General features: G+C 71.3%; 17 protein-coding genes. 15 read left to right on the top strand and 2 right to left on the bottom strand.

What is annotated here, in order from left to right:
• The first annotated feature begins 12 nt into the window (after window positions 1-12).
• Window positions 13-1,707, top strand: a complete 1,695-nt coding sequence (locus CU254_RS23405; protein WP_199785963.1) for a 3-ketosteroid-delta-1-dehydrogenase — start codon at window positions 13-15, stop codon at window positions 1,705-1,707.
• A 46-nt stretch (window positions 1,708-1,753) separates the two neighbouring features.
• Here CU254_RS23405 and CU254_RS23400 read toward each other — a convergent pair whose 3' ends face one another.
• Window positions 1,754-2,368 (bottom strand): TetR/AcrR family transcriptional regulator, encoded by a 615-nt coding sequence (locus CU254_RS23400; RefSeq protein WP_009079954.1) that lies wholly within the window; start codon window positions 2,366-2,368, stop codon window positions 1,754-1,756.
• A gap of 203 nt (window positions 2,369-2,571) precedes the next feature.
• Between CU254_RS23400 and CU254_RS23395 the strand changes: the two genes are divergently transcribed.
• The 7 genes from CU254_RS23395 (at window position 2,572) to CU254_RS23365 (ending at window position 13,332) form a co-directional block, all read left to right on the top strand.
• A complete protein-coding gene (locus CU254_RS23395) occupies window positions 2,572-3,843 on the top strand; it encodes a hypothetical protein (protein WP_037717786.1) in 1,272 nt (423 codons plus the stop codon).
• Window positions 3,844-3,999: 156 nt separating this feature from the next.
• A complete protein-coding gene (locus CU254_RS23390; protein ID WP_234392731.1) occupies window positions 4,000-5,085 on the top strand; it encodes a MoxR family ATPase in 1,086 nt (361 codons plus the stop codon).
• Window positions 5,085-6,284: a VWA-like domain-containing protein gene (locus tag CU254_RS23385; RefSeq protein WP_009079949.1), complete on the top strand. Its 1,200-nt coding sequence runs from the start codon at window positions 5,085-5,087 to the stop codon at window positions 6,282-6,284. The genes CU254_RS23390 and CU254_RS23385 overlap by 1 nt, the downstream gene beginning before the upstream one ends.
• A gap of 600 nt (window positions 6,285-6,884) precedes the next feature.
• Window positions 6,885-10,607, top strand: a complete 3,723-nt coding sequence (locus CU254_RS23380) for an IucA/IucC family siderophore biosynthesis protein (RefSeq protein WP_050788259.1) — start codon at window positions 6,885-6,887, stop codon at window positions 10,605-10,607.
• A complete protein-coding gene (locus CU254_RS23375; protein ID WP_009079946.1) occupies window positions 10,604-11,824 on the top strand; it encodes an MFS transporter in 1,221 nt (406 codons plus the stop codon). Before CU254_RS23380 ends, CU254_RS23375 begins: the two co-directional genes overlap by 4 nt.
• Window positions 11,825-12,021: 197 nt before the next feature.
• Entirely contained in the window at window positions 12,022-12,441 is a 420-nt protein-coding gene (locus CU254_RS23370; RefSeq protein WP_009079943.1) for an STAS domain-containing protein, read from the top strand.
• Window positions 12,442-12,516: 75 nt separating this feature from the next.
• Entirely contained in the window at window positions 12,517-13,332 is an 816-nt protein-coding gene (locus tag CU254_RS23365; RefSeq protein ID WP_037714579.1) for a DUF1206 domain-containing protein, read from the top strand.
• 13 nt (window positions 13,333-13,345) lie between these two features.
• On the opposite strand, the gene CU254_RS23360 is transcribed toward CU254_RS23365, so the two are convergent.
• Window positions 13,346-14,440, bottom strand: a complete 1,095-nt coding sequence (locus CU254_RS23360; protein ID WP_037714577.1) for a glutamate--cysteine ligase — start codon at window positions 14,438-14,440, stop codon at window positions 13,346-13,348.
• 156 nt (window positions 14,441-14,596) lie between these two features.
• Here CU254_RS23360 and CU254_RS23355 point away from each other — a divergent pair, with 156 nt between their 5' ends.
• From CU254_RS23355 to CU254_RS23325, 7 genes are all read left to right on the top strand, one after another.
• Complete coding sequence (locus CU254_RS23355; protein WP_009079939.1) at window positions 14,597-15,076, top strand: hemerythrin domain-containing protein; 480 nt, start codon at window positions 14,597-14,599, stop codon at window positions 15,074-15,076.
• Between the two features lie 160 nt (window positions 15,077-15,236).
• The gene (locus CU254_RS23350) at window positions 15,237-16,412 is read left to right on the top strand and encodes a radical SAM protein (protein WP_009079936.1); all 1,176 of its coding nucleotides are present in this window, start codon (window positions 15,237-15,239) and stop codon (window positions 16,410-16,412) included.
• 5 nt (window positions 16,413-16,417) lie between these two features.
• Entirely contained in the window at window positions 16,418-16,669 is a 252-nt protein-coding gene (locus CU254_RS23345) for an acyl carrier protein (RefSeq protein WP_009079934.1), read from the top strand.
• Window positions 16,666-17,880, top strand: a complete 1,215-nt coding sequence (locus CU254_RS23340; protein ID WP_009079932.1) for a hypothetical protein — start codon at window positions 16,666-16,668, stop codon at window positions 17,878-17,880. Before CU254_RS23345 ends, CU254_RS23340 begins: the two co-directional genes overlap by 4 nt.
• On the top strand, window positions 17,877-18,785 hold the full coding sequence (locus CU254_RS23335) for a phosphotransferase family protein (protein WP_009079930.1): 909 nt from the start codon (window positions 17,877-17,879) through the stop codon (window positions 18,783-18,785). The genes CU254_RS23340 and CU254_RS23335 overlap by 4 nt, the downstream gene beginning before the upstream one ends.
• Window positions 18,782-19,822: a hypothetical protein gene (locus CU254_RS23330; protein WP_009079929.1), complete on the top strand. Its 1,041-nt coding sequence runs from the start codon at window positions 18,782-18,784 to the stop codon at window positions 19,820-19,822. The genes CU254_RS23335 and CU254_RS23330 overlap by 4 nt, the downstream gene beginning before the upstream one ends.
• Window positions 19,819-21,012, top strand: coding sequence for a condensation domain-containing protein (locus CU254_RS23325; protein WP_009079927.1), 1,194 nt, complete (start codon window positions 19,819-19,821; stop codon window positions 21,010-21,012). The genes CU254_RS23330 and CU254_RS23325 overlap by 4 nt, the downstream gene beginning before the upstream one ends.
• The last annotated feature ends 57 nt before the right edge of the window (window positions 21,013-21,069 follow it).

The following is a 21,069-nucleotide window of genomic DNA, read 5'->3' as shown; positions in this document are numbered from 1 at the left end:
TGGAGTTCGAAAGTGAAAAAGAAAATGCCCGCGCTCGTGCCGGCCGAGGACACGACCGTCGATCTCCTCGTCGTCGGCTCGGGGACCGGGATGGCCGCCGCGCTCGCGGCGCACGAGCGCGGACTGTCCACTTTGGTCGTCGAGAAGACGAGCTACGTCGGCGGCTCGACCGCGCGGTCCGGCGGCGCGTTCTGGATCCCCGGGAACGCCGCGCTGCCGGAAACCGGACCTCGCGCGGTCGCCGACGCGGGCACGTACCTGAACGCGGTAGTCGGCGACTCGGCTCCGGCCGAGCGCGGCCGCGCGTACCTCGAACACGGCGCCGCCGCCGTCGACATGTTGCGCCGCACCACCCCCATGCGGTTCTTCTGGGCCAAGGGCTATTCCGACTACCACCCCGAGGAACCCGGCGGCCGTCCCGAAGGCCGGACGTGCGAATGCCGCCCGTTCAACGCCTCCGTGCTCGGCGACGAGCGGCCCCGGCTGCGTCCCGGCGTGATGGAGGCGCCGGTCCCGATGCCGGTCACCGGCGCGGACTACAAGTGGATGAACCTGGTCGCGCGCAAACCGCTCAAGGCCTTGCCCCGGATCTTCGCCCGGGCCGCGCTGGGCATCGGCGGCATGCTGATCGGCCGCGACTACCTGGCGGGCGGGCAAGCGCTCGCGGCCGGGATGTTCGCGGGGGTGCTGCGGGCGGGCATTCCCGTGTGGACGGAGACGACCCTCGTCCGCCTGCTCCAGGACGACGGCCGCGTCACCGGAGCCGTTGTGCGGCAAGGAGACCGGGAGGTCACCGTCCGGGCCCGGCGCGGCGTGGTCCTGGCCGCGGGCGGCTTCGACCACGACGTCGAGGCGCGGCACAAGTTCCAGTCGCCGCGGCTCGGCGACCACTCGAGCCTGGGTTCGGAAGGCAACACCGGGGACGGCATCCTGGCCGGGCAGGAACTCGGCGCGGACACCGCGTTGATGGACCAGGCCTGGTGGTTCCCGGCCTTCGCCCCGGTGCCGGGCGGCGCCCCGGCGGTCCTGCTCGCCGAGCGTTCCCTGCCGGGTTCGTTCATCGTCGACCAGACCGGACGACGGTTCATCAACGAGGCGATCGACTACATGTCGTTCGGACAGCAGGTCCTGGCGCGCGAACGGGCCGGCACGCCGGTCGAGGAGATGTGGCTGGTGTTCGACCAGCGCTATCGCGACAGCTACATCATGGCCGGACGCTGCTTCCCGCGGCAGCCGCTCCCGGAATCCTGGTACCGCGCGGGAATCGCGCACAAGTCGGACGACCTCGGCGCGCTCGCGGCAGCGATCGGCGTTCCGGCGGAGTCCTTTCAGGACACTTTCCGGCAGTTCAACGAGTACGCCGCCGCGGGCCGCGACCCCGCGTTCGGCCGAGGCGACAGCGCCTACGACCGCTACTACGGAGACCCCACGATCGGCCCCAACCCGAACCTGGCGCCGCTGCGCCGCGCGCCGTACTACGCGGTCAAGGTGGTGCTGAGCGACCTCGGCACGTGCGGGGGACTGGTCGCCGACGAACACGCCCGAGTGCTCCGCGAGGACGGCACGGCGGTGGAAGGCCTCTACGCGATCGGCAACACCGCGGCGAACGCCTTCGGCACGTCGTACCCGGGCGCGGGCGCGACGATCGGGCAGGGCGTGGTGTACGGGTACATCGCCGCGCTCCATGCGGCGGGCGCGTCGTCGTAACCTTCGTTGCGGACCGGGCGGGTTTTCCCGCCCGGTCCACAAAGGACTACTTGGGCAACCGGGTCAGCCCGCTCAACGCCAGCCGCAACCCCTGCGAATCCCACCGTTCGATATCCCCGAAGTCATCCGACTCCCCGCTCTGCACCCACCGGATCAGGGCGTGCCGCATGGTCTGGATCACCAGCAGGGCGGGCAGTTCGCGCAGGAACGGGTCCGGGTCGAGTTCGTAATACCGGGCCAGAAACCGGGTCACCGCGTCGCTCAGCCCCTCGCACCATTCCACGAACCGCAGCCGGTACTGCGGCGTGTTGACGATCAGCGTCATGATCTGGTGGTCGTACTCCGGCACCTGCCGCCGGTTCAGTTCGGTGGTGAGCGCGGCCGTCAGGACCTCGACCGGGTCCGCGTCGTCCGGCGCGTCCTCCAAGCCCTGCAGGATGACGCGCTCGCTGCGGCGCAGCAGCGGCATCAGGACGTCCTCCTTGACCGGGAAGTGCCGGTGGAACGTCCGCGGGTTGATCCCGACGATCTCGCAGATCCGCTCGACGGTGACCGCGGTGTGGCCCTCGGCGACGAACAGGTCGCGCGCGGTGAGCGCGATGCTCATCCGCAGCTCCTCGGCCCGGCGTTCGGTGAGGGTCTGCCGTTTCGGGTCCGTCACCAGGACTCCCTCCCTGTCGCGTGCGTCGAACCGTAGCCGCGCGGACGCGCCTGGTGAGGCCCGCTGACCGCTCTGCGGAACAACGCGCCGTCCGGCCACGGGTGTCAGAATATGACACCGGCGCGCGCTGATCCTGCTACGCTCGCTGTGATGAGTACCTACTCGAACAGATCGGGGGTTCCGTTCGCCGCAGGTGAGTGCTGATGCACCCACTCCCCGCGAACGAGAATCGCCTGCTTTCCTGGGCGCGCGTGCGAGAGTTCGCCGTGCCGCCGCCGATGATCGAATCAGCGACTGCCCGCCGCGCAGCGGGCGACTGGGCCGGGGCCTGTGCCGCCGCCCGCGTCGACGTGGACGTCGACCTGCGAGCGACCAGCCGGGCCCACGGCGCCCAGCTCGCCGCGCGGGTCCGCGCCGATCTGCGGCATCTGGCCCCTGACCTGCTCCGCTGGCATTTCCCGCGGATCGCCCCGGACGGTCTGCTGCGGCCCGGGCTCACGGTGGCGCTGGCCCGGTACGGCGACGTCCAGCTCGTCGCGCGCACCCCGCCGGCGTGGGCGGACGCGGGCCAGCGGATCAGTCTCGCGCTGTGGTCGCCCACCCAGCGCCGCGCCGGTCTGCACCCGCATCCCCGGCCCGACCGGCGGTATCGCCTCGATCTGCACCGCCACCTGTGGGACGTGCGCCGAACGGGCGAGCTGCGGGAACGGTCCGGACGCTGGCCGCCGGACCGGACCACCGAGATCCCGCTCCCGGCCGGGGTGGGTCCCTGCGCGGTGGACCGGTGGATGGCCGAGGCGGCGTTGCTGCCGCGCGCGGAGGGGAGTGCGGGCGCGCTCGTCTCCGCGCGGCTCACCTCGCGGCACCGGCTGACGCTCGACCTGGGCGGGCGGGACCGGCTGGTCTTGCCCGACGCCGCGACGTGGGTCCTGCCCGACCTGGAACTGCTCCACGCCGGACTGCTCAGCCTCGACCAGCTGCATCCCCTTGTCGCGTCGGCACTTCGGCCCGGCTACCGGCCCCGCGCGGCAGAAAACCCCGACAAGGCAAGGAATTCCCGCCTGGTCGACTGTCGCGGCGCGACGCACCGGATCGGGGTGGTGCACGGCGTGCTCGTCCCGCTGGACCACGACCACGGCGAGATCCGCCGCGAGGAGCTGCTGGGCGCGCTGGGCGGCCCCGAACTGCCGTGCCTGCGGGCGATCGACGAGGCGCACCGGTCGCCGGAAAACCTCGTGGACGTCCGCGCCCGGCTGGACCACGGCGACGCCGCCGGGGCCCTCGCCGCCGTCGAAACGCTGCTCGGGCCGGACGTCCTCCTGCGCAGCGGAGCCCTGCGCGACGAACTGGAAACGGCCGTGCGCCGCCAAGTCGTGCACGGCCTCTACCGCGCTGGGCTCGCTCGCGGAGGGCCCCTTCGGTCCACTCGGGACCCCAGCCTCCGCGCGCATCCCCGCCACGCCACCACTCGCTGACTTTTCCGCGCCGATCCGACCCCAAGGTGATCAAAACTGTCTGCTGCCAGGGAAATTTCCGCTGAAATCCGGCGACCGCTGGACGTCGCCGCCGAGCTGCTCGCTCTGCTCGCCGACACGAAAACCGAACCGCGCCCCGACGACCAGCTCGAAGCCTTGACACTGGCCGTCTCCGCCGATCTGCCGGTGCTGCTGTGGGGCGAGCCGGGCATCGGCAAGACCGCCGCGCTGAACCAGCTCGCCGAAGCACTCGAACTGCCGTTGACCACGGTGATCGCCAGCGTGCACGAGCCGTCCGACTTCTCCGGCCTTCCGGTGGTCGGCGACGACCCCGCGGTGCAGGGCGTGCCGATGGCCCCGCCGGACTGGGCCGTGCGCCTGGTGCGGGAGGGCCGGGGGCTGCTGTTCCTGGACGAGCTTTCCACCGCACCGCCCGCCGTCCAGGCCGCGCTGCTGCGGGTCGTGCTCGAGCGCCGGGTCGGGGCCCTGCGGCTGCCGCCCGGCGTCCGGATCGTGGCCGCCGCCAACCCGCGTTCCTCCGCGGCCGACGGCTGGGAGCTGAGCCCGCCGCTGGCCAACCGCTTCGTGCACCTGCAGTGGAATTACGACCACGACGTCGTGGTGCGCGGACTCGGCGGGACGTGGCCGAAGGCGGCGCTGCCCCGGCTGGACCCGGTGCGGCTGCCGGACGCGGTGACGTTCGCCCGCCGCGCGGTCTGCGGCCTGCTGACCGCCCGGCCCGGTCTCGTGCACCAGCTCCCGAAGAGCGAATCCCGCCGCGGCGGTCCCTGGCCTTCGCCGCGCAGCTGGGAAATGACCCTGCGGCTGATCGCCTTCGCCACCGCGGCGGGCGCCTCCCGGGAAGTGCTGTCGATGCTGGTGCGCGGCACGGTCGGCGACGGTCCCGGCCTGGAGCTGCTGGCCGGTCTGGACCGGATGGATCTGCCGGACCCGGAAACCTTGCTCGCCGACCCGCGGGCGGCCGTCCTGCCCGAACGCGGCGACCTGCGCCAGACCGTGCTCGACGGCGTGGTCGAGGCAGTGCGCAAACGGCCGGACCAATCCCGTTGGAACGCGGCGTGGTCGCTGTTGGTGCTGGCGTTGGAAACCGGCGCGCCGGATCTGGTGGTCGTGCCCGCCACGACACTTGCCGCCCTGCGCCGCGACGATTGGCAGGTCCCGCAGGCGATCGAGCGGCTTTCCGGTGCGGTGGCCTTGTCGAAGCGGGCAGGTGTGCAGTGATGGACGAAGAGAAGCTCTACGCCGCGCGACTGTATGCCGTTCGGCAACGACCGTATCTGGCGACTGCGTTGTTCGCCTTGCACGTGGTGGAGTCACGGCGAGTGCCGACGATGTCCGTCGACCGCCACTGGCGCTGCTACGTGTCGCCGGGGTTCGTCGACCGCATGCCGCTGGAGGAGCTGGCCGGGGTCTGGGTGCACGAGGTGTCCCACCTGCTGCGCGACCACCACGGCCGCAGCGACCGGTTCGCCGCGAAACACGAACTGACCGGGCCGGGGGAGCGGTTGCGGATGAACATCGCCGCGGACTGCGAAATCAACGACGACGTATTCGGCGACGGGCTGCCCCGGCCCAAGGACGCGGTCGAGCCGGAAGCGCTCCGGCTGCGCGCAGGACAGCTGATGGAGGATTACCTGACCCAATTCCGGCTCGGGCCGTACACCGCCGGTTACGCCTGGCTCGACTGCGGCAGCGGCGCCGACGGCCTGCACCGCGACTGGGAGCTTGGCCCGGACGGCGCGCACGCGCTCAGCGAGCAGGAACGCGACGCGGTGCGTTTCCGGGTCGCCCAAGGCATCACGGGCAACCCCGGCACCGTTCCGGCGGGCTGGAAACGCTGGGCCGAGGAGGCGTTCCACCCGCCGCAACCGTGGCGGGAACTGCTGGGCGCGGCGCTCCGGTCCGCGATTTCCGGTGCGGGAGAGGATTACACCTACGGCCGCCCCGCGCGCCGGTCGGCCAGCCTGCCCGGCGTCGTCCTGCCGAGCCTGCGCCGCCGGCCGCCGCAGGTCTGCGTCATCGTCGACACCTCCGGTTCGGTGAGCGACGCCGAACTGGGCAGCGCGATCCTCGAAATCGCCGCGATCGTCCGCGCGGTGGGCGGCCGGCGCGATCTCGTCTCGGTGCTGGCGTGCGACGCCGCCGCGTATCTCCCGCAGTTGTGCCGAGCGGAGGGAATTCCCTTGCTGGGCGGCGGCGGAACGGATCTGCGCACCGGCTTCGCCCAAGCGCTGAAGGGAAGCCCCCGTCCGGACGTGCTCGTCGTATTGACGGACGGCCAAACCCCTTGGCCCAGCGCGAAACCGCCGTGCCGGACGGTGGTGGGCTTGTTCCGCCGGGAGCATCGGGTGGACGAGAACAATCCCTACTATCGGCCGGAGACTCCGCCCGCGTGGGCGAGGGTGGTCACCGTCGGGTGAGCCGGCGTCGAAGAAGGTGTTTCACCGGCCTCGACGCGTGCCCGAGCCGCCGCGGTTCGGGCACGGCCTCCATGGGGTCGACAAGTCGGTCTGCTCAGTGACGCGAGCGCGGGACCATCTGCCGAATTTCCCGTCCGGGAGGAGTGCCGGTACCGCAACGCGGGGTACCTCGACGTCGCGCTGCCGCCGAATGCGGAATACGGCAGCCGGCCGCACTGCGCGAAATCGGCCACCGCATTCCCCGGCCCCGGATTAATTGGGCGGGCAAAATATGCGACACTGCTCCAGTTGAATCCTCAACCTGCTACGCAATATCCGCGAGTGAGTGCGCGAATGTCCGAGTTTATTGGGTCGTGATCGGTGTGTTCATCTGTTGTTAACCTTCCCGTTCCTGTCTGGTTAACCTTGCCGGGGTCACCATAGTCCACCATGTCCTCCCTCGCCCCGGCTAGTGAAAGTGCTTTCCCCGCACCGTTGGGAGACCCCCTTTCTCGCGAGGAACGCGCTATTTGTGTCCGCCTCCAAGAATCCGAAGACATCGCGCCGGAAGGGCTCGCGGAAAAATACGCGGAATGCCTTCCGGAAGCCCGCAGGGCGACGATGTCCCGGCTGCTCTCCGCCTTGGTGCGCGAGGGCCTGCTGAGAACGGACCGGGCGCGCGAACGCGGCCTGGAACCAGCGCTGCGCCAGGCGACGGCGACCGGTCGGCTGGTCCTCGCCGGTCCGGTCCGGCTAAACGGTCGGGAGGTCGCCGACCCGTTGCGGCTCCTGGACTTCCTGGTCGAGGAGCGGCTCTGCTCCGGCGACCGCGACGTCTGGGAACGGCTGCGCGCCGAGCTGGCCGACAGCGTCGCCGGCCACGCGCTGTCGCTGGCGGCCGCGGAGGTCTTCGCGGCCGAGCTGCGCGATCGGGACGATTCCGGCAACGGGAACGGAACCCGGCCGTTCTCGTCGCTGGTCGCCGCGCTCCGCGATTCGGGCGAGGAAGGGTCGCTGCTGATTCCCTTCGAGCGAATGGTCGCGGAGGGGCATCCCCTGCATCCGGTGGCGAAAATGAAAGTCGGGATGTCCGCTGAGGACACCGTCCGCTATTCCCCGGAATTCGGCGCGCAGTTCGGCCTGCCGCTGGTTTCGGTTTCCCGGAGCGCAGCCACCGGGGCGAACGGCCTCGATGGTTCGCAAGCCTTGCTGAGCGAAGCCTTTCCGCGAACTGTGGCCGCGGCAACGGTGGAGATGCGCGCGGCGGGGCTGATTCCCGAACAGCGCGTGCTGATTCCCGTCCATCCGCACCAGCGTTTCCACGCCCTGCCGGTCCTGCACGCCGACGCGCTCGCCGACGGCACGGTGACGCCGCTGCGGACCCGGATCCCGGCACGGCCGCTGATCTCGGTCCGGACCCTCTCCGCACGCGAGACCGCGGCGAGCACGGGGCTGCACGTCAAAACCGCGCTCGAAGTGCAGCTCACCAGCGCCGTCCGCGGGGTCTCGCCCGCCGCGGTGCACAACGGCCCGCGCCTGTCCTCGCTGCTCGAACGGATTGTCGCCGGAGACCTGGACCTGGCGCTCAGCACGCCGGACGGGCGGCCCCGGTTCGCGGTGCTGCGAGAGCTGGCCAGCGTCGCGTACGTGCCGCCAGACCCGCCGAACCCGCCCGATCCCGCCGCCGCGCAGGCCCGGCGCCGTTCGCTGGCCGCGGTCCTCCGGGAAGACAGCGAAGACCTGCTCGGCCCAGACGAACTGTCGATGCCGATCGCCGCGCTGTTCGCGAAATCGCCGTTGACCGGTGCCAGCCTCCTCCACGATCTCGTCGCCGAAACCGCGTCGGTCACCGGAGTTTCGCTGAGCGAGGTGGCGCGGCAGTGGCTCACCGCGCACGTCGAACGCTGCGTCCCGCCGGTGCTGACCCTCCTCGTCCGCTACGGCATCGCGCTCGAACCGCATCCGCAGAACACCGTTCTGGTGCTGAAAAACCGGTGGCCGCACCGCGTGCTGCTCCGCGATCTCGGCGCCGCGCGCCTGCTGGAATCCCGGCTCGCCCGGCGGGCCATGAGCGGCGAGTTCCTGCCCGGCTCGCCCCTGCTCGCCAGCGATCCCGCGGCGTTCCGGGCCAAGCTGTACTACCCGCTTTTCGGCCACCATCTCGGAGAACTCGTCGCCGAGATGGCGAACGCGTCCGGAATCTCGGAGGAGCGCCTGTGGCCGGTGGCGGGGGAGTGCGTGCGGCAGACGTTCCACCGGCTCGCCATGTCCGCCTGCTGCCCCGAAGAGGCCGAGGACGCCCGAGCGGACGCCGAAGCGTTGCTGACCGGGCCGTGGCAGCACAAAGCCCTGCTGACGATGCGCCTGAAGAACCTGGTCACCGACCAGCAGTACGTCGAGGCGCCGAATCCGCTCGCCGCCGGGGACCGGGAGCCGGAACCGCCGGACCTCAACGAGGCGGAACGGGAGATGCTCGCCTGCCTGCGCGAGCGCCGCCCGGAACTCGTGCGGCCCTGGCTGGACGAACTCGCCGGGGCCAGGCTGAGCACCCTCAACGGCGCCTGCGGCGCGCTGCTGCGCGAGCGGAGATCGTTGTCCGCCAAGCGCATCACCGAAACGGTCCTGCCGGGCACGGGGACGCCGCCGGTGTCGCCGAGCGTTCTCGCGCTGCTCGGCACGGGCACGGGACGGCTGATCTCCGTGACCTTGCGTTCGGGACGGCGGCTGGCCGCGGTGTGCGAGCGGGAAAGCGGCTTCGGGGCCAACGAAGTGGTGAGCCCGGTGGTGGTGAGCGACGGCGTCGAGGTCCGCGCCATCGGCCGTCCCGAGCATCTGGTCGACGCCGTCGCCTCGTCCGGCGGCGAGATGGATTGGACCGCCCTCCGCGACGATCTCGTCGACTCCGCGCGCAACCTCGCCCTGTCCCGCGCGTGCGTCCGGCACCGGACCGCGGCGGCGACCACCGACGAGCGCGCCGTTTCCGACCGCGTGCTCGACCTGGACGCCGCGTGCTCGGAAGGGCATTCGATCCACCTCGCCCCGCGGGTACGCCGCGGCTTCACCCCGGCGGATTCGCTCGCCTATTGCCCGGAAAGCGCTGACACGGTCGGCATTTCCTTCGTCGCGGTGCGCAAGGATTCCGTGCATTCGACCCCCGATCCGTCGGGCGCGTCGGTGGGCACGATCGTGGCCGACCACTTTCCCGCGACCGCCGCGCGCGCCATCGACGGGCTCGCCGCCCGCGGGCACGCGCCCGCCGAGTACGAGCTGATTCCCGTGCACCCGTGGCAGCTGCGCAGCCGGCTGGCCGCCGAATACCCCGAGGAACTGGCGACCGGCACGGTCGTCCCGCTCCCCGAAGCGCAACTGGCGTGCCGCCCGACCGTGTCGGTGCGCACCCTGGTCACCGCCGCCTCGGGCAGGCACGGACGGCGCCTCACGGTGAAAACCGCGCTCGACGTCCAGCTCACCTCGCGGCGGCGCACGATCTCGCCCGCCACCACCGACAACGGCCCGCGGATGAGCCGCCTCCTGCAGCGCCTGCTGGCGGACGACCCGAGCACGCGCGGCCGAGTCGTCTGCGTCCCGGAATTGGCCGGGATCGCGTTCGCCCCGCCGCCCGGCTCCGCGCCTTCGCGAGAACGCGGCCTTTCCGCGCTGCTCCGGGCGGATCCCGCCGACTACGCCGTCCCCGGCGAGACCGTCCTGTCCGCCTGCGCCCTGCGGGGAGCGGCTCCGGACGGAACCGTGCTGGCGCAACTGATCCGGGACCGCTCCCACCAGTCGAAGGCTGCGCTCGCGTTCTTCGACCGCTACGCCGAGCTGATGCTCGCCGCGGGACTGCCGTTGCTGTGGCGGTACGGCATCGGCCTGGAAGCCCATCTGCAGAACACGCTGCTGGTGGTGCGCGACGGCTTGCCGGTCCGCGTCCTCGTCCGCGATTTCGGCGGGATCCGCGTCCACCAGGGCCGGCTGCGCGAGGCTGGCCTCGAGTTCGTCCCGCACCCCGGTTCGATCACCTTCTCCGACGACCTCGACCACGTCCGGAGAAAGGTGTCGTACGCGCTGCTGCAGGCCAATATCGCGCCCGTGGTGACGATGTTCGCGACGACCTGGGGCCTGCCCGTCGAGCAGCTCTGGGCGACGGTCCGCGCCGCGATGACCGGCCTGCTGGCCGACCTGCCCGCGCACCTGCTCGCCCGGGCGTCCGCGGACGTGGCGTTCCTGCGGACGTCCCATCTGCCGCAGAAAGCGTTCGGGCTCATGCGCTTGCTGGACGCCGACCACGACATCTACCTGCCGCAGGCAAATCCGCTGCACGACGCGGGCGGCTCCGTGCGATGACCGCGGGCACCGCCGGACGGCTGCCGCTGCGCCTGTTCCTGGCCGGCACGCTGTCCTCCCGGATCGGCGACACCGCGGACCTGGTCGCGCTCAACTGGTACGTGGTCGAGCAGACCGGATCGGCCACCGCGCTGGCGACGGTGAACGTGGTGCGGCTCGCGCCCATCCTGCTGTTCACCGCGCCGGCCGGCTGGCTCGCCGACCGCTACGACAAACGCCGGTTGCTCGCGGGTCTGCGCGTCGCGCTCTTCGTTTCGACGCTGTGCCTGGCCTGGATCGTCACCGCGGGCGGCCCGCTGTGGCTGGTGTGCGCGATGGTGTTCGCGCGAGCCTCAGCGGGCAGCGCCGAACCCGTGCTGAGACAGACGCTCCTGCCGCTGCTGCGCGGAGGGCGGCCGCTCACCGCCGTGATCGCCATGCACTCGGCCTGCCTGAACGCGGCGATGGTGCTCGGCCCCGCGGCCGGCGCGCTCGTCCTCGCGGTCAGCTCCGTCCCGGTCGCGTTCTGGTTCAACGCTTTCTGCACGCTCGTCGCGCTCTGCTGCCTGACGCTCTTGCCCGACCCTGCCGCGGCGCCTGCTCCGGCTCCGGCGCCGCCGGGGGAGTCGGTCTGGCGGCTGCTGCGGCAGAACCCGGCGATGCGCCGCCAGATCGCCCTCGCGATGGGGCCGATGCTGTTCGCTTTCCCGTACACCGCGATGATGCCGCTCCTGTCGAAGGACCTCTTCCACGGCGACGGAAGCACCGCCGCCCTGCTGCTGACCTGCGGCGCGGCCGGCGCGCTGGCCGCCTCGACGACGATGTCCCGCCGTCCGCCGTCGAACCCCGCGCGGCTGGCCGCGATCGGCGCGGTGCTCCTCGGCTGCGCGCTGCTGGTCCTCCTGCTGCCCAGCGGCCTGAGCGGAACGCCCGCCGCGGTCGGCGCGGGCGCGACGATGGTGGTGGTCGGCCTGGTCGGCCAGTGCTACCGCACCGCCAACCGGGCCGCGCTGCAGGCGACCGCCCCCGGCAACCTGCTCGGCCGGATCATGGGCATCGCGAGCACGGACCGGGCGATGATCCCGGTCGGCACCGCCGTGCTGGGACCGCTCGCGGAACTCGCGGGCACGCGGGCGATGGTCGCGTTCATGGGCCTCGGCTGCGTGGTGACGACGTTGCTGACGATCCGGGGCCGCCGGAGCCCGCCGCGGCCGGAACCCGGGCTGGCCGCGGCGTGACTCCCGGGGCTCGTACCGCCGCCCGGGTGAGGAAGGGTTGCGCAAAACGGGCGCCCCGAAGGTATGTTGACGGCAGCGCAGGTCAGCCAGGCAGTTCACCGCAGAGGACCAGCCAGCGAGGGGGAATTGCGACAGTCCGGCTGGCGCCGCGTGTTCCCGGTCCCCGCCCCGCGTCTCGCGAGGAGGGAACGAAATTCATGCACAGCAACGCCCCGCCCTTGAGCCTGACCGTCGTGTGCCCGGCCCGCCGTCCGGCCACGACGCTGACCCGCACGGCGGAGTCCACCGTGGTCGCCCTCGCCGGGGACCTCGACGCCGCGGACGTTCCCCGGCTCCGCCGGATCGTGTCCGGCGAACTCGGGCTGCGGCCGCCCAACCTGCTCGTGGACCTGACCGACGTGCCCTTCTGCTCGGCGCGGGTCCTGCAGTTCCTCGCCGAACAGGCCGCGGACGCCCGCGCTGTCGGGGTGCGGTTCGCGGCCGTCGCGCCGCACCGCGCTGTCCGGCGGCCGCTGGCTTTGCTCGGCCTCGACCGCGCGCTCCCCGTCCTGCCCAGCCTCGGCGCGGAAGCAATTCCGGCGCAGCCCTCGCGTCGCCAGGGCATTCACCGTCCGTGAACCTGCCTCACCAGGGTGGCGGATTGCGCCACCTGGCCCAGTGCTAGCCGCGAGCACAGCGGGTATCCCCACCCCATGAACCGGATCGCCGACAAGGTCGCCCGAGGCGAGAAGACCGACACCGCCCAGCTGCTCGGCCGGGCGGGGATGGCCTGTTACGCCCTCGTCCACCTCATCCTCGCCTACCTGGCCGTGCGGGTCGCGTTCGGCGCGGGCGGGCAGCCCGACCAGAAGGGCGCCCTGCAGGAGGTCGGGTCGACGGCGCTCGGCCAGGTCGTGCTGTGGGTGCTCGCCGCCGGCCTGGTCGCGTTCGGACTGTGGCAGTTCCTCATGGCCGCGACCGGCTACACCTGGACCAGCGGCGGCAAGCGGACCCGCAAACGGTTCGGCGCCGCCGCGCGCGGGATCGTCGTGCTCGCGATCGGGGCCACGGCCTTCCGCCTCGCCGCGGGCACCGGCGGCGGCGGTTCGAGCGACCAGACCCAGCAGGAGTTCACCGCGAAACTGCTCCAGTTGCCCGCCGGCCCGGCATTGGTGGTGGCCGTCGCCGCGGTCGTGCTCGGCGTCGCCGTCGCGGCCGGGGTGAAGGGCGTGAAGCAGACTTTCCTCGAAGATCTCGACCTCACCGGGCTGCCCGGCAAGACCCGCCGGTGGGTCGGGCGGCTGGGCAGCACCGGGTACCTGGCCAAGGCGGTGGTTTTCGCCGTGACCGCGTTCCTGCTGGGCTTCGCCGGTTTCCGCTCCGACGCGAAGCGAGCGGGCGGGCTGGACGCCAGCCTGAAGACCCTCGCCGCGCAGCCCTTCGGGGCGGTGTTGCTGACCGTGGTCGCGTTCGGCCTGGCGGCGTTCGGGGTCTATTGCCTGGCCGCGGCGTGGGCCCATCGGCGCTGACGGGCCTCGCTGGTCAGGGGGTCCCGGCAAGCAGGTCCACTACGTCCTCGCCCCGTCCTCGTTCGGCAAACCGCCGCCGTTGCCGGTCCGCTCCGCTGCCTTCAGCGCACAGTTGCGCCGTCGCCTCCCGCGCGAACTCCAGATCCCCGGCTGATTCCAGCGCGCCCGTCGTCAGCTCGATCAGGTCGGCGAGCACTTCCTTCGTCGGCGCCAGGTCGCCGCTGCGCGGGTGCGGGCAACAGCCGCTCACGCCGTCCCGCGACGCGCGCCAGAGCTGGGCGCGCAGGACCTCGTTCGGCAAGTCCGGCGGGGGACCGTCGTCCGCCAGCGCGGTGGCGACGAGGCCGCGCGCCAGCACGCCGAGCAAGACAGCTTCCTCCGGAGTCGCGGCGACGTCGGCGATGCGGAACTCGATGGTCGGCTGCTTTTCCGAAAGCCGGACGTCCCAGTAGACCATCCCGCGGTCGAGGATCGCGCCCGAGCGCAGCCACGCGTCGACGATGCTTTCGTACTCGTCGAGCGACGCGAAGCGCGGCGGCGGCCCGGCCGACGGCCAGCGGCTCCACTGCTGGTAGCGCCAGCTGCGGTAACCGGTGTCGTAGCCGTCGGCGATCGCGGAATTCGCGGTCACGGTCAGCAGGACCGGCAGCCACGGCCGGATCCGCCCGAGCACCTGGATGCCGGTCTCCTTGTCCGGGATCGCGACGTGCACGTGGCACCCGCAGGTCAGCGACGTCCGCGCGGTGGCCCCGAAATGCTCGCCGATCCGCTCGTAGCGCGGATTCTCGGTGACCTCCGGCAGGTCCTCCGCCGACACCGGCGGGGAGGCCGCGGGCAGCAGCCTGCGGCCTCGCTTCCGGGCGGCCGAGGCCAGGTCCTCGCGCAATTCGCGCAGCCGCCGCAACGCCTCGTCGCGCGTCCGGCAGACGTCGGTGGCGATCTCCGCCTGCGATTGGATCAGCTCGTGCTGCAGCTCGCCGTTCTCGCCGCCGGTTTCCGCGGCGCGGTCGACGACGTCGTCTGCCTGGGCCAGCCGGCCGTCGCGGTCGACGACGAAGAACTCCTCTTCGATGCCGAAAGTCAGCTCGTCGCCGGTCTGGTCGTTCACCGATGTTCTCCTGTGGTCCGGGGGCATCGGAGTACCCGGCCGGCCCCGTGCGCAAACGACGTTTTCCCGGCCGGGAAAGGGGTAATCCGCATCCCAGGAAACAGCGGGCGGCCGATCCTGCGCTGCCCGCGCCCGGACCGCACTGTGAGGACACCGATGTCGACCGACGCGATCGTGCTGCTGAAGAACGACCACAAGACGGTGGAAAAGCTGTTCAAGGAGTTCGAGAAAGCGGGCGAGAAGGCCTACAAGAAAAAGCGGCGCATCGTCGACTCGATCATCGAAGAGCTGACCGTCCACGCGTACCTCGAGGAAGAGATCTTCTATCCGGCGGCCAAGGAAGCCGTCCCGGAGACCAAGGACCACGTCCTGGAGAGCGTCGAGGAGCACCACGTCGTGGTGTGGATGCTCTCCGAACTGCTCGACCTGGACCCGGAGGACGAAACCTTCGACGCGAAGGTGACCGTGCTGACCGAAAACGTGCGCCACCACGTCGAGGAAGAAGAGGACGAGTGGTTCCCGGAGGTCCGTTCGGCCATGGGGCGCAAGCAGTTGCGGGAATTGGGGCAGCGGATGCTCGACGCGCGGCCGGACGCGCCGAAGAATCCGCTGAAACTGCAGAGCGCCCACGCTTGACCGCCATTCCGGGCCGGACGCGGGGAAAGGGTTCCGCGTCCGGTCCGGCCGGCGGCGATTGTCCCGTTTTCGCGGTCTTCCCCTGCTGCCCGGCGTAGGGGTGCCGCCGCCCCCGCCGCGTTCCTAACCTCGGAACGAGCCGCACGGAGGGGGACGAGCGATGCGTCCGCTGACTACGAGAACGTTGTCCGCCAAGGAATTCGCCGATCTCAAGCACACCGTGGCGCTCCGCTCGTCGGCGCGCCGGGCCGTCGCCGAGGACCCGGCTTACGCCACGCCGCTGCCGAGGGAACTGTGCCTGCAGCTGACCTACCGCTGCAATCTGCGCTGCAGCCACTGCTATCAGTGGAGCGAACAGGGTTTCTTCCGCGATTTCGGTCCCGCCAAACAACGGACCGAACTCGACGTGGATATCGTCGCGAAACTGCTGGACGCCACGGAATCCGTACGTTCGAAGGTGTTCGTCTGGGGCGGCGAACCGTTGCTGCACAGCCGGTTCGGCGACATCGCCGAGCTGCTGAGCCGTTCGCCGCGCACGGTCACCGTCTGCACCAACGGCTTGCTCTTCAAGCGAAACCTCGAGCACCTCCTGAAGCTCGGCGAACAGCTCAACCTGCTGGTGAGCCTCGACGGCCTCGGCGCCGACCACGAGGAACTGCGCGGCCGCGGCACTTTCGCCCGGACCACGAAAAACATCGAGCTGATGCTCGGCCTGAAGCGCGAAGGTGGGTTCGCGGGCGAGGTTTCGGTGAATTGCATGGTGTCGCACCGGACCGTGCACACGATGTACGAGTTCATGGAATGGGCCGAAGACCTCGGCGTCAACACGGTCTACTTCCAGTTCCCGTGGTACATCAGCCCCGAGGTGGCCGAGGCCATGGACCGGGTCTACGCCGAGTCGTTCGCCTGGCTGCGGCCGGACACCGGCACCGCGCGCCCGACCTGGCATTCCTACACCTACCGGCTGCCTCCGGAATGCCTGCCGCAACTGCGCGAATCGATGGCGCGGCTGGCGTCCCGGCGGTGGCGGGTGCGGATCCGCTACCAGCCGCAGCTCGAACCGGACGAGGTCGAGGACTTCGTGCTCGGCACGCCGAAACCGGCGCAGCACCGCAGCAAGTGCCTCGCGGTGTCGAACCGGATGGAGGTGCACGCCGACGGCAACGTCAGCTCGTGCAAGTTCTTCCCGGAGTTCGTGGTCGGCAACCTGTACGAGACGGACCCGGTCGCGTTGTGGCACAACGAATCCTTCCGCGAGGTCCGCCGCGTCCTCGGCGCGAACGGGATGATGCCCGTGTGCTCGCGGTGCGTCCTCCTCTACCTCAACGGAGTGTGAGCACCGTGGCGGATCTCGAACGCAGGGTCACTGAGGTGCTGGTCGCCGTGCTGGACAACGGAACGGCGGCCGAGGAGATCGGCCCGGACGCCGACCTCGTCGACGACTACGGGCTCGACTCCCTGCAGATGATCTCCTTCCTGCTCGGCGTCGAGGACGCACTCGGCGTGCAGCTGGACTACGAACACCTCGAACTCGACGACCTGCGCGTGTTCGGCCGGTTCACCGGGTTCCTGCGGACGCTCGCGCCGTCATGACCGCGACGGCGCGCTTCGGCACCTTCGACGCCGAGCGCTGGTGGCGGCCCGCGGACCTGGCCGTCCTGCCCGCCGCACCCGGCGGCGGCGCGGCCGACGACATGGACGAACTGCTCGCCGCCGCGTGTTCGCCGGGCGACCTGCTGGTCACCCGACGCGCTCCGGCGCGGGAGATCCGCGAGTCGCTGGCCGCCTGCGGCATCGAGTTCGACCACCACGCGGTTCCGGCCCCGCCGGGAACCCCGATCGAGCGAGCTGTCGACGCGGAAACTCTGACCGGATCGCCGGAGATCGCTCCGTACGCGGTACTGCCGGACACCGTCGCGCTGGCCGCTCGGCTCGGACGCGCCGACCGGCTTCCGGCCGCGGAAACGGTGGCCGAGGTCAATTCCAAGACCTGGTCGAATGCGCTGGTGCAGTCGCTCGGGCTCCCTGGCGCGGGCGTCGTCGTGCGGTCCGCAGCCGAACTCGCCGCGGCGGTCGGGACCCGGCCCAGCGTCGTGAAAGACCCGTACGGAGTCTCTGGCCGCGCGACGCTGGAGGTCGCCACGCCCGGCGTGCTGCGCGCCGTCACGCGCACGTTGGCGGCTCAGCAAGCCCGCGTCGAACTCCTGGTCCAACCTCGCTACGACCGGCGCACGGACTTCTCGGCGCATCTACTCGTCGCCCCAGAGCGGTGGGAACTGCTTGGCGTGCAAGTGATGCACAACCGCGGCTACCGCCACGCCGGGTCCGAGCCAGCCCCGGACGAACTCCTCGCCGAACTGGCCGCGGCCGAATACGACGAAACGCTCGCCGCGGTCGCCGAAGCCCTTGCCGCGGCGGGCTACCGAGGGCCGGCGGGCGTGGACGCGATGGTGCTAGCGGACGGGACGCTCGTGCCGGTGCTGGAAATCAACGCACGCCAGTCCTTGGGGTTGCTTTCGCTGCTGCTGGACCGCCGCGTCCGTCCGCACGGCCTGCGCTGCCACCTGTGGCGGTTCGACCTGAAAGTCCCGCCCGGCAAGGGAATCAGCAACCTCTTCGCCGCGCTGCGCCAGCTCCGCTATCGAGGAGGTGCCGTTCCTGGCGTCGTTTTGGTCGGCGGCAGCGGTCTCGCCGCACCGGGCGGCCGGATCTACTGCGCGCTGATGGCCCGCCCCGGTGAGAGCGCAGCCGTGCGAGCCGGCCTGCTCGACGCGATCTCGGCGGCCGGAATGGAGACCCGATGATCGCCGACGTGCTCGCGGAAGCCGGGGTGCGGCAGGCGGAATGGACGCCGCTGACCGGGGCGACCTTCAACACCGCCTACCGGGTCCGGCCGCCCGGCCTGGTCGTCAAGGTCTCCCCGCCGCCGGACGCACCCGCGCTGACCTACGAACGCGGCCTGCTCCGTACCGAAGCGCTGTTCTACGAAGCGGCCGCGGCCGCCGTGCCGGTTCCGCGCGTGGTGCACACCGACTTCTCCGGACGTCTGGTCGACGGCGACGTCCTGGTCATGACCGAACTCCCCGGGACCAGCTGGGCCGCCCGGTGCGTGCCTCCCGCGGAACGCGCCGCGCTGCGGACCGAACTCGGCACCCTCGCGGCCCGCCTGCACCAGGTCACCGGCACCGGATTCGGCTATCCCCGCAGGCTCGCGCCGAGCTGGCGCACCGCGTTCACCGGGATGCTGGACGCAGTGCTAGCCGACGCCGAACGGTTCGCCGTCGCACTCCCGCTCGAACAGATTCGCACGACGCTGGTGGCGCACGCCGACGCCCTGTCCGAGGTGCGGACCCCGGTCCTGGTCCACTTCGATCTGTGGCCCGGCAACATCCTGCTGGGCGACTCCGGGATCACCGGCTTCGTCGACGGCGAACGCGCGTTCTGGGGAGACCCGCTGGCGGACCTCGTCTCCACGGCCCTCTTCGGCGACATCGAACGCGACGCCGACTTCGTGCGCGGATACCGCGAAGCAGGCGGTGAGCTGGTTTTCGACGCCGCGGCCCGCGTCCGGCTCGCGCTCTACCGCTGCTACCTGTACCTGATCATGCTGGTCGAGACGGTGCCGCGCGGAGGCGGCGCGCCCGTGACGAGCCAGCTGGCGTCCGCGCATCTGCGCCGGGCCTTGACGTTCCTCGGGAGGCCGTCGTGATCGAAGTCCTCACTTCCGGCGTGGCACTCGGTGTGCACGTGCCAGGTCTGCTGCTGGCTCAGCGCCTGCGCGAACGCGGCGCGGCCGCCGACGTCAGCGTCCTAGAACGACTGCTGCCGCCGCACAAGCTGGCCACCACGGCCGAGATGAAGTGGGCTTTCCACCGCGATTTCCGCCTGGCCAAGGCCGGGCACCGCCTCGCGACCGACCCGGCCGCGGTGACCGATCCGTCGGCCGAAGCGGAACTGTTCACCCGCTGGGACACCGAACAGGTCGAGACTTTCGTGCTCTTCTCCGGATTCTGGCTGCCCATCGTCGAGCGCTACCTCGCCCGCGGCCGCGCGGTACGCGTGGTGCTCTGCCACATCGACGCCATCGCCTCGCCGTCCTTCCGGAAAGCCGCCGGATGGCAGGTGCCGCACGAGGATGTCTTCCTGGTGGACGGCGCATCGATGACGGTGCCGTGCAGCGTGCCGGTGAGCGCGCGGCCGCCGCTGCCGTGGGCGGAGCGCGAGCCCCGGCTGTACCTGCACGGCGGCGGCTGGGGGATGGGCACCTACCGCGAACACGTCGCCGCACTGGCCGGTGCCGGGTTCGCCCTCGACGTCCTGGCCTACCGGGAGTCCGATGTGGACCCGCGAGCCGGGATCCGGCACTTCCTGCTCGATCCGGACTGGCATCCCTGGTACGACAACGGTTTCCCGCCGTTCCGGCCAGCAGGCCGCGAGAGTTACTCCCGCGGCGAGGCACATCCGGATTCCTTCGAGCTGGTCCGCTCGGCGCGGGCGATGGTCAGCAAACCCGGCGGCGGAACCTGCCTGGACTCGTTGTGGGCCGCGACGCCGTTGCTGCTGCTGGAGCCGTTGGGGGCCGCCGAAAAACGCAACGCGGAGGTATGGCAGCGACTCGGTTTCGGCCTCCCTTACGAAACTTGGCGGGACAGCGGCTTCTCTGGTGAACTGCTCGCCGAAATGCACGGCAACCTGGTGCGGGCGCTGCCCGGCATCGCCGACTACTCAGCGGAGCTGGCCGCGTGAACACCCGCCCGCTTTCGGTGTTCCAACGGGTGATGCTGGACTACGGCCCGGAGTTCACCGGGGAGTGGTTCACCATGAACGCCGTCCTCCGGTTGAGCGCGTCCCTCGACCCGGCCGTCCTGTCCGTCGCCTTGACGAAACTCGTTGCCCGGCACGAAATCCTGCGCACCCGGGTGACCGACGGCGTCCAAATGGTGTCGCCGCCCGGCCCGCCGGTTTTCGAAATGTGCCGCGACGCCGCCGACTGCCTGCACGCACCGGTGCCGCCGGAATCCGGACCCCTGGTGGTCCGCCTGGTGCGCGGCGATCCCGACCTGCTCGCCGTGCACCTGCACCATCTGGTCGCCGACCCGAGCACGGTCTGGGCCACCTGCCGGGAACTCGCCGCGCTGTACTCCGCCGAACTGGGCGGGGCCGCGCCGCCCGGGCCAGCCGCGCAATACGGCGACTACGCTGCCGCCGAAGACCGGTTGCGCCGGAACACGGAAGCCGCGGATCGGGCCTGGTGGGAAACCGCGATGGCCCAGGAGTTCGCGTCAGTCCGGAAAGACGAGACCTGCGCACCGTACGCCGAGCGCGCGACCCTGCTGCCGAAGTCCGGGCTGGACGCGGTGCACCGCTTCGCGCGAACCCACCGCACGACCCCCGCCACCACGCTGTTCGCCGCACTGGCCTGCGCGATGCGCCCGCACACCGGGCCGGGACCGCTGGTGTTCACCACGGTATTCGGCCTGCGGGACCGTCCGGAGTGGCGCCGGATGCTGGGTCCCTGCCTGCTCACCGCCTACGTCCCGCTCCCGGCCCCGCCGCCGCGGCTGACGCCGGGATACGCCGTCGAGGTCCGCGACGTCCTGCGAGACTGCCGCCGTCGCTGCCGCTTTCCGATGCCGGAAGTCCGGTCGTTCCTCGCCGCCTCGGACCCGGTGCCGTTCTACGAATACGTTCCCGACGACTGGCCGGAGCCGTACGCGTTCGGCCCGGTCACCGCCCAGGTCGTCGCGGCCGCCGGACCCAAGGACACCCGCGCCCCGACGACCCTGGCGATCCGCTCCCGCTCGACCGCCGAGGGCACCCTGACCGCACATGTTTCCTCCGCCGGACAAGGCTGGACCCGCGAACGCGTCCGCTCGCTGTGGCCGGCCGTGGCCGAACAGGTCTTGACGGAGTCCACAAAGGACCCGCTCAGGTGAGTTCGCTGGCAGCGCCTTGGCCGCAGTGTTGACCTCGATGCGGTCGCCCCAGGTGTT

This window comes from Amycolatopsis sp. AA4 (genome assembly GCF_002796545.1).
Lineage (GTDB): Bacteria > Actinomycetota > Actinomycetes > Mycobacteriales > Pseudonocardiaceae > Amycolatopsis.
The sequence above is the reverse complement of the archived record's forward strand: the minus strand, read 5'-3'. Positions and strand labels throughout refer to the sequence as shown.

Coding starts and splice junctions, on each gene's coding strand:
- CU254_RS23395 (WP_037717786.1), top strand. CDS start 2,572: ATGCACCCACTCCCCGCGAACGAGAATCGCCTGCTTTCCTGGGCGCGC.
- CU254_RS23385 (WP_009079949.1), top strand. CDS start 5,085: ATGGACGAAGAGAAGCTCTACGCCGCGCGACTGTATGCCGTTCGGCAA.
- CU254_RS23380 (WP_050788259.1), top strand. CDS start 6,885: ATGTCCCGGCTGCTCTCCGCCTTGGTGCGCGAGGGCCTGCTGAGAACG.
- CU254_RS23375 (WP_009079946.1), top strand. CDS start 10,604: ATGACCGCGGGCACCGCCGGACGGCTGCCGCTGCGCCTGTTCCTGGCC.
- CU254_RS23370 (WP_009079943.1), top strand. CDS start 12,022: ATGCACAGCAACGCCCCGCCCTTGAGCCTGACCGTCGTGTGCCCGGCC.
- CU254_RS23365 (WP_037714579.1), top strand. CDS start 12,517: ATGAACCGGATCGCCGACAAGGTCGCCCGAGGCGAGAAGACCGACACC.
- CU254_RS23355 (WP_009079939.1), top strand. CDS start 14,597: ATGTCGACCGACGCGATCGTGCTGCTGAAGAACGACCACAAGACGGTG.
- CU254_RS23350 (WP_009079936.1), top strand. CDS start 15,237: ATGCGTCCGCTGACTACGAGAACGTTGTCCGCCAAGGAATTCGCCGAT.
- CU254_RS23340 (WP_009079932.1), top strand. CDS start 16,666: ATGACCGCGACGGCGCGCTTCGGCACCTTCGACGCCGAGCGCTGGTGG.
- CU254_RS23335 (WP_009079930.1), top strand. CDS start 17,877: ATGATCGCCGACGTGCTCGCGGAAGCCGGGGTGCGGCAGGCGGAATGG.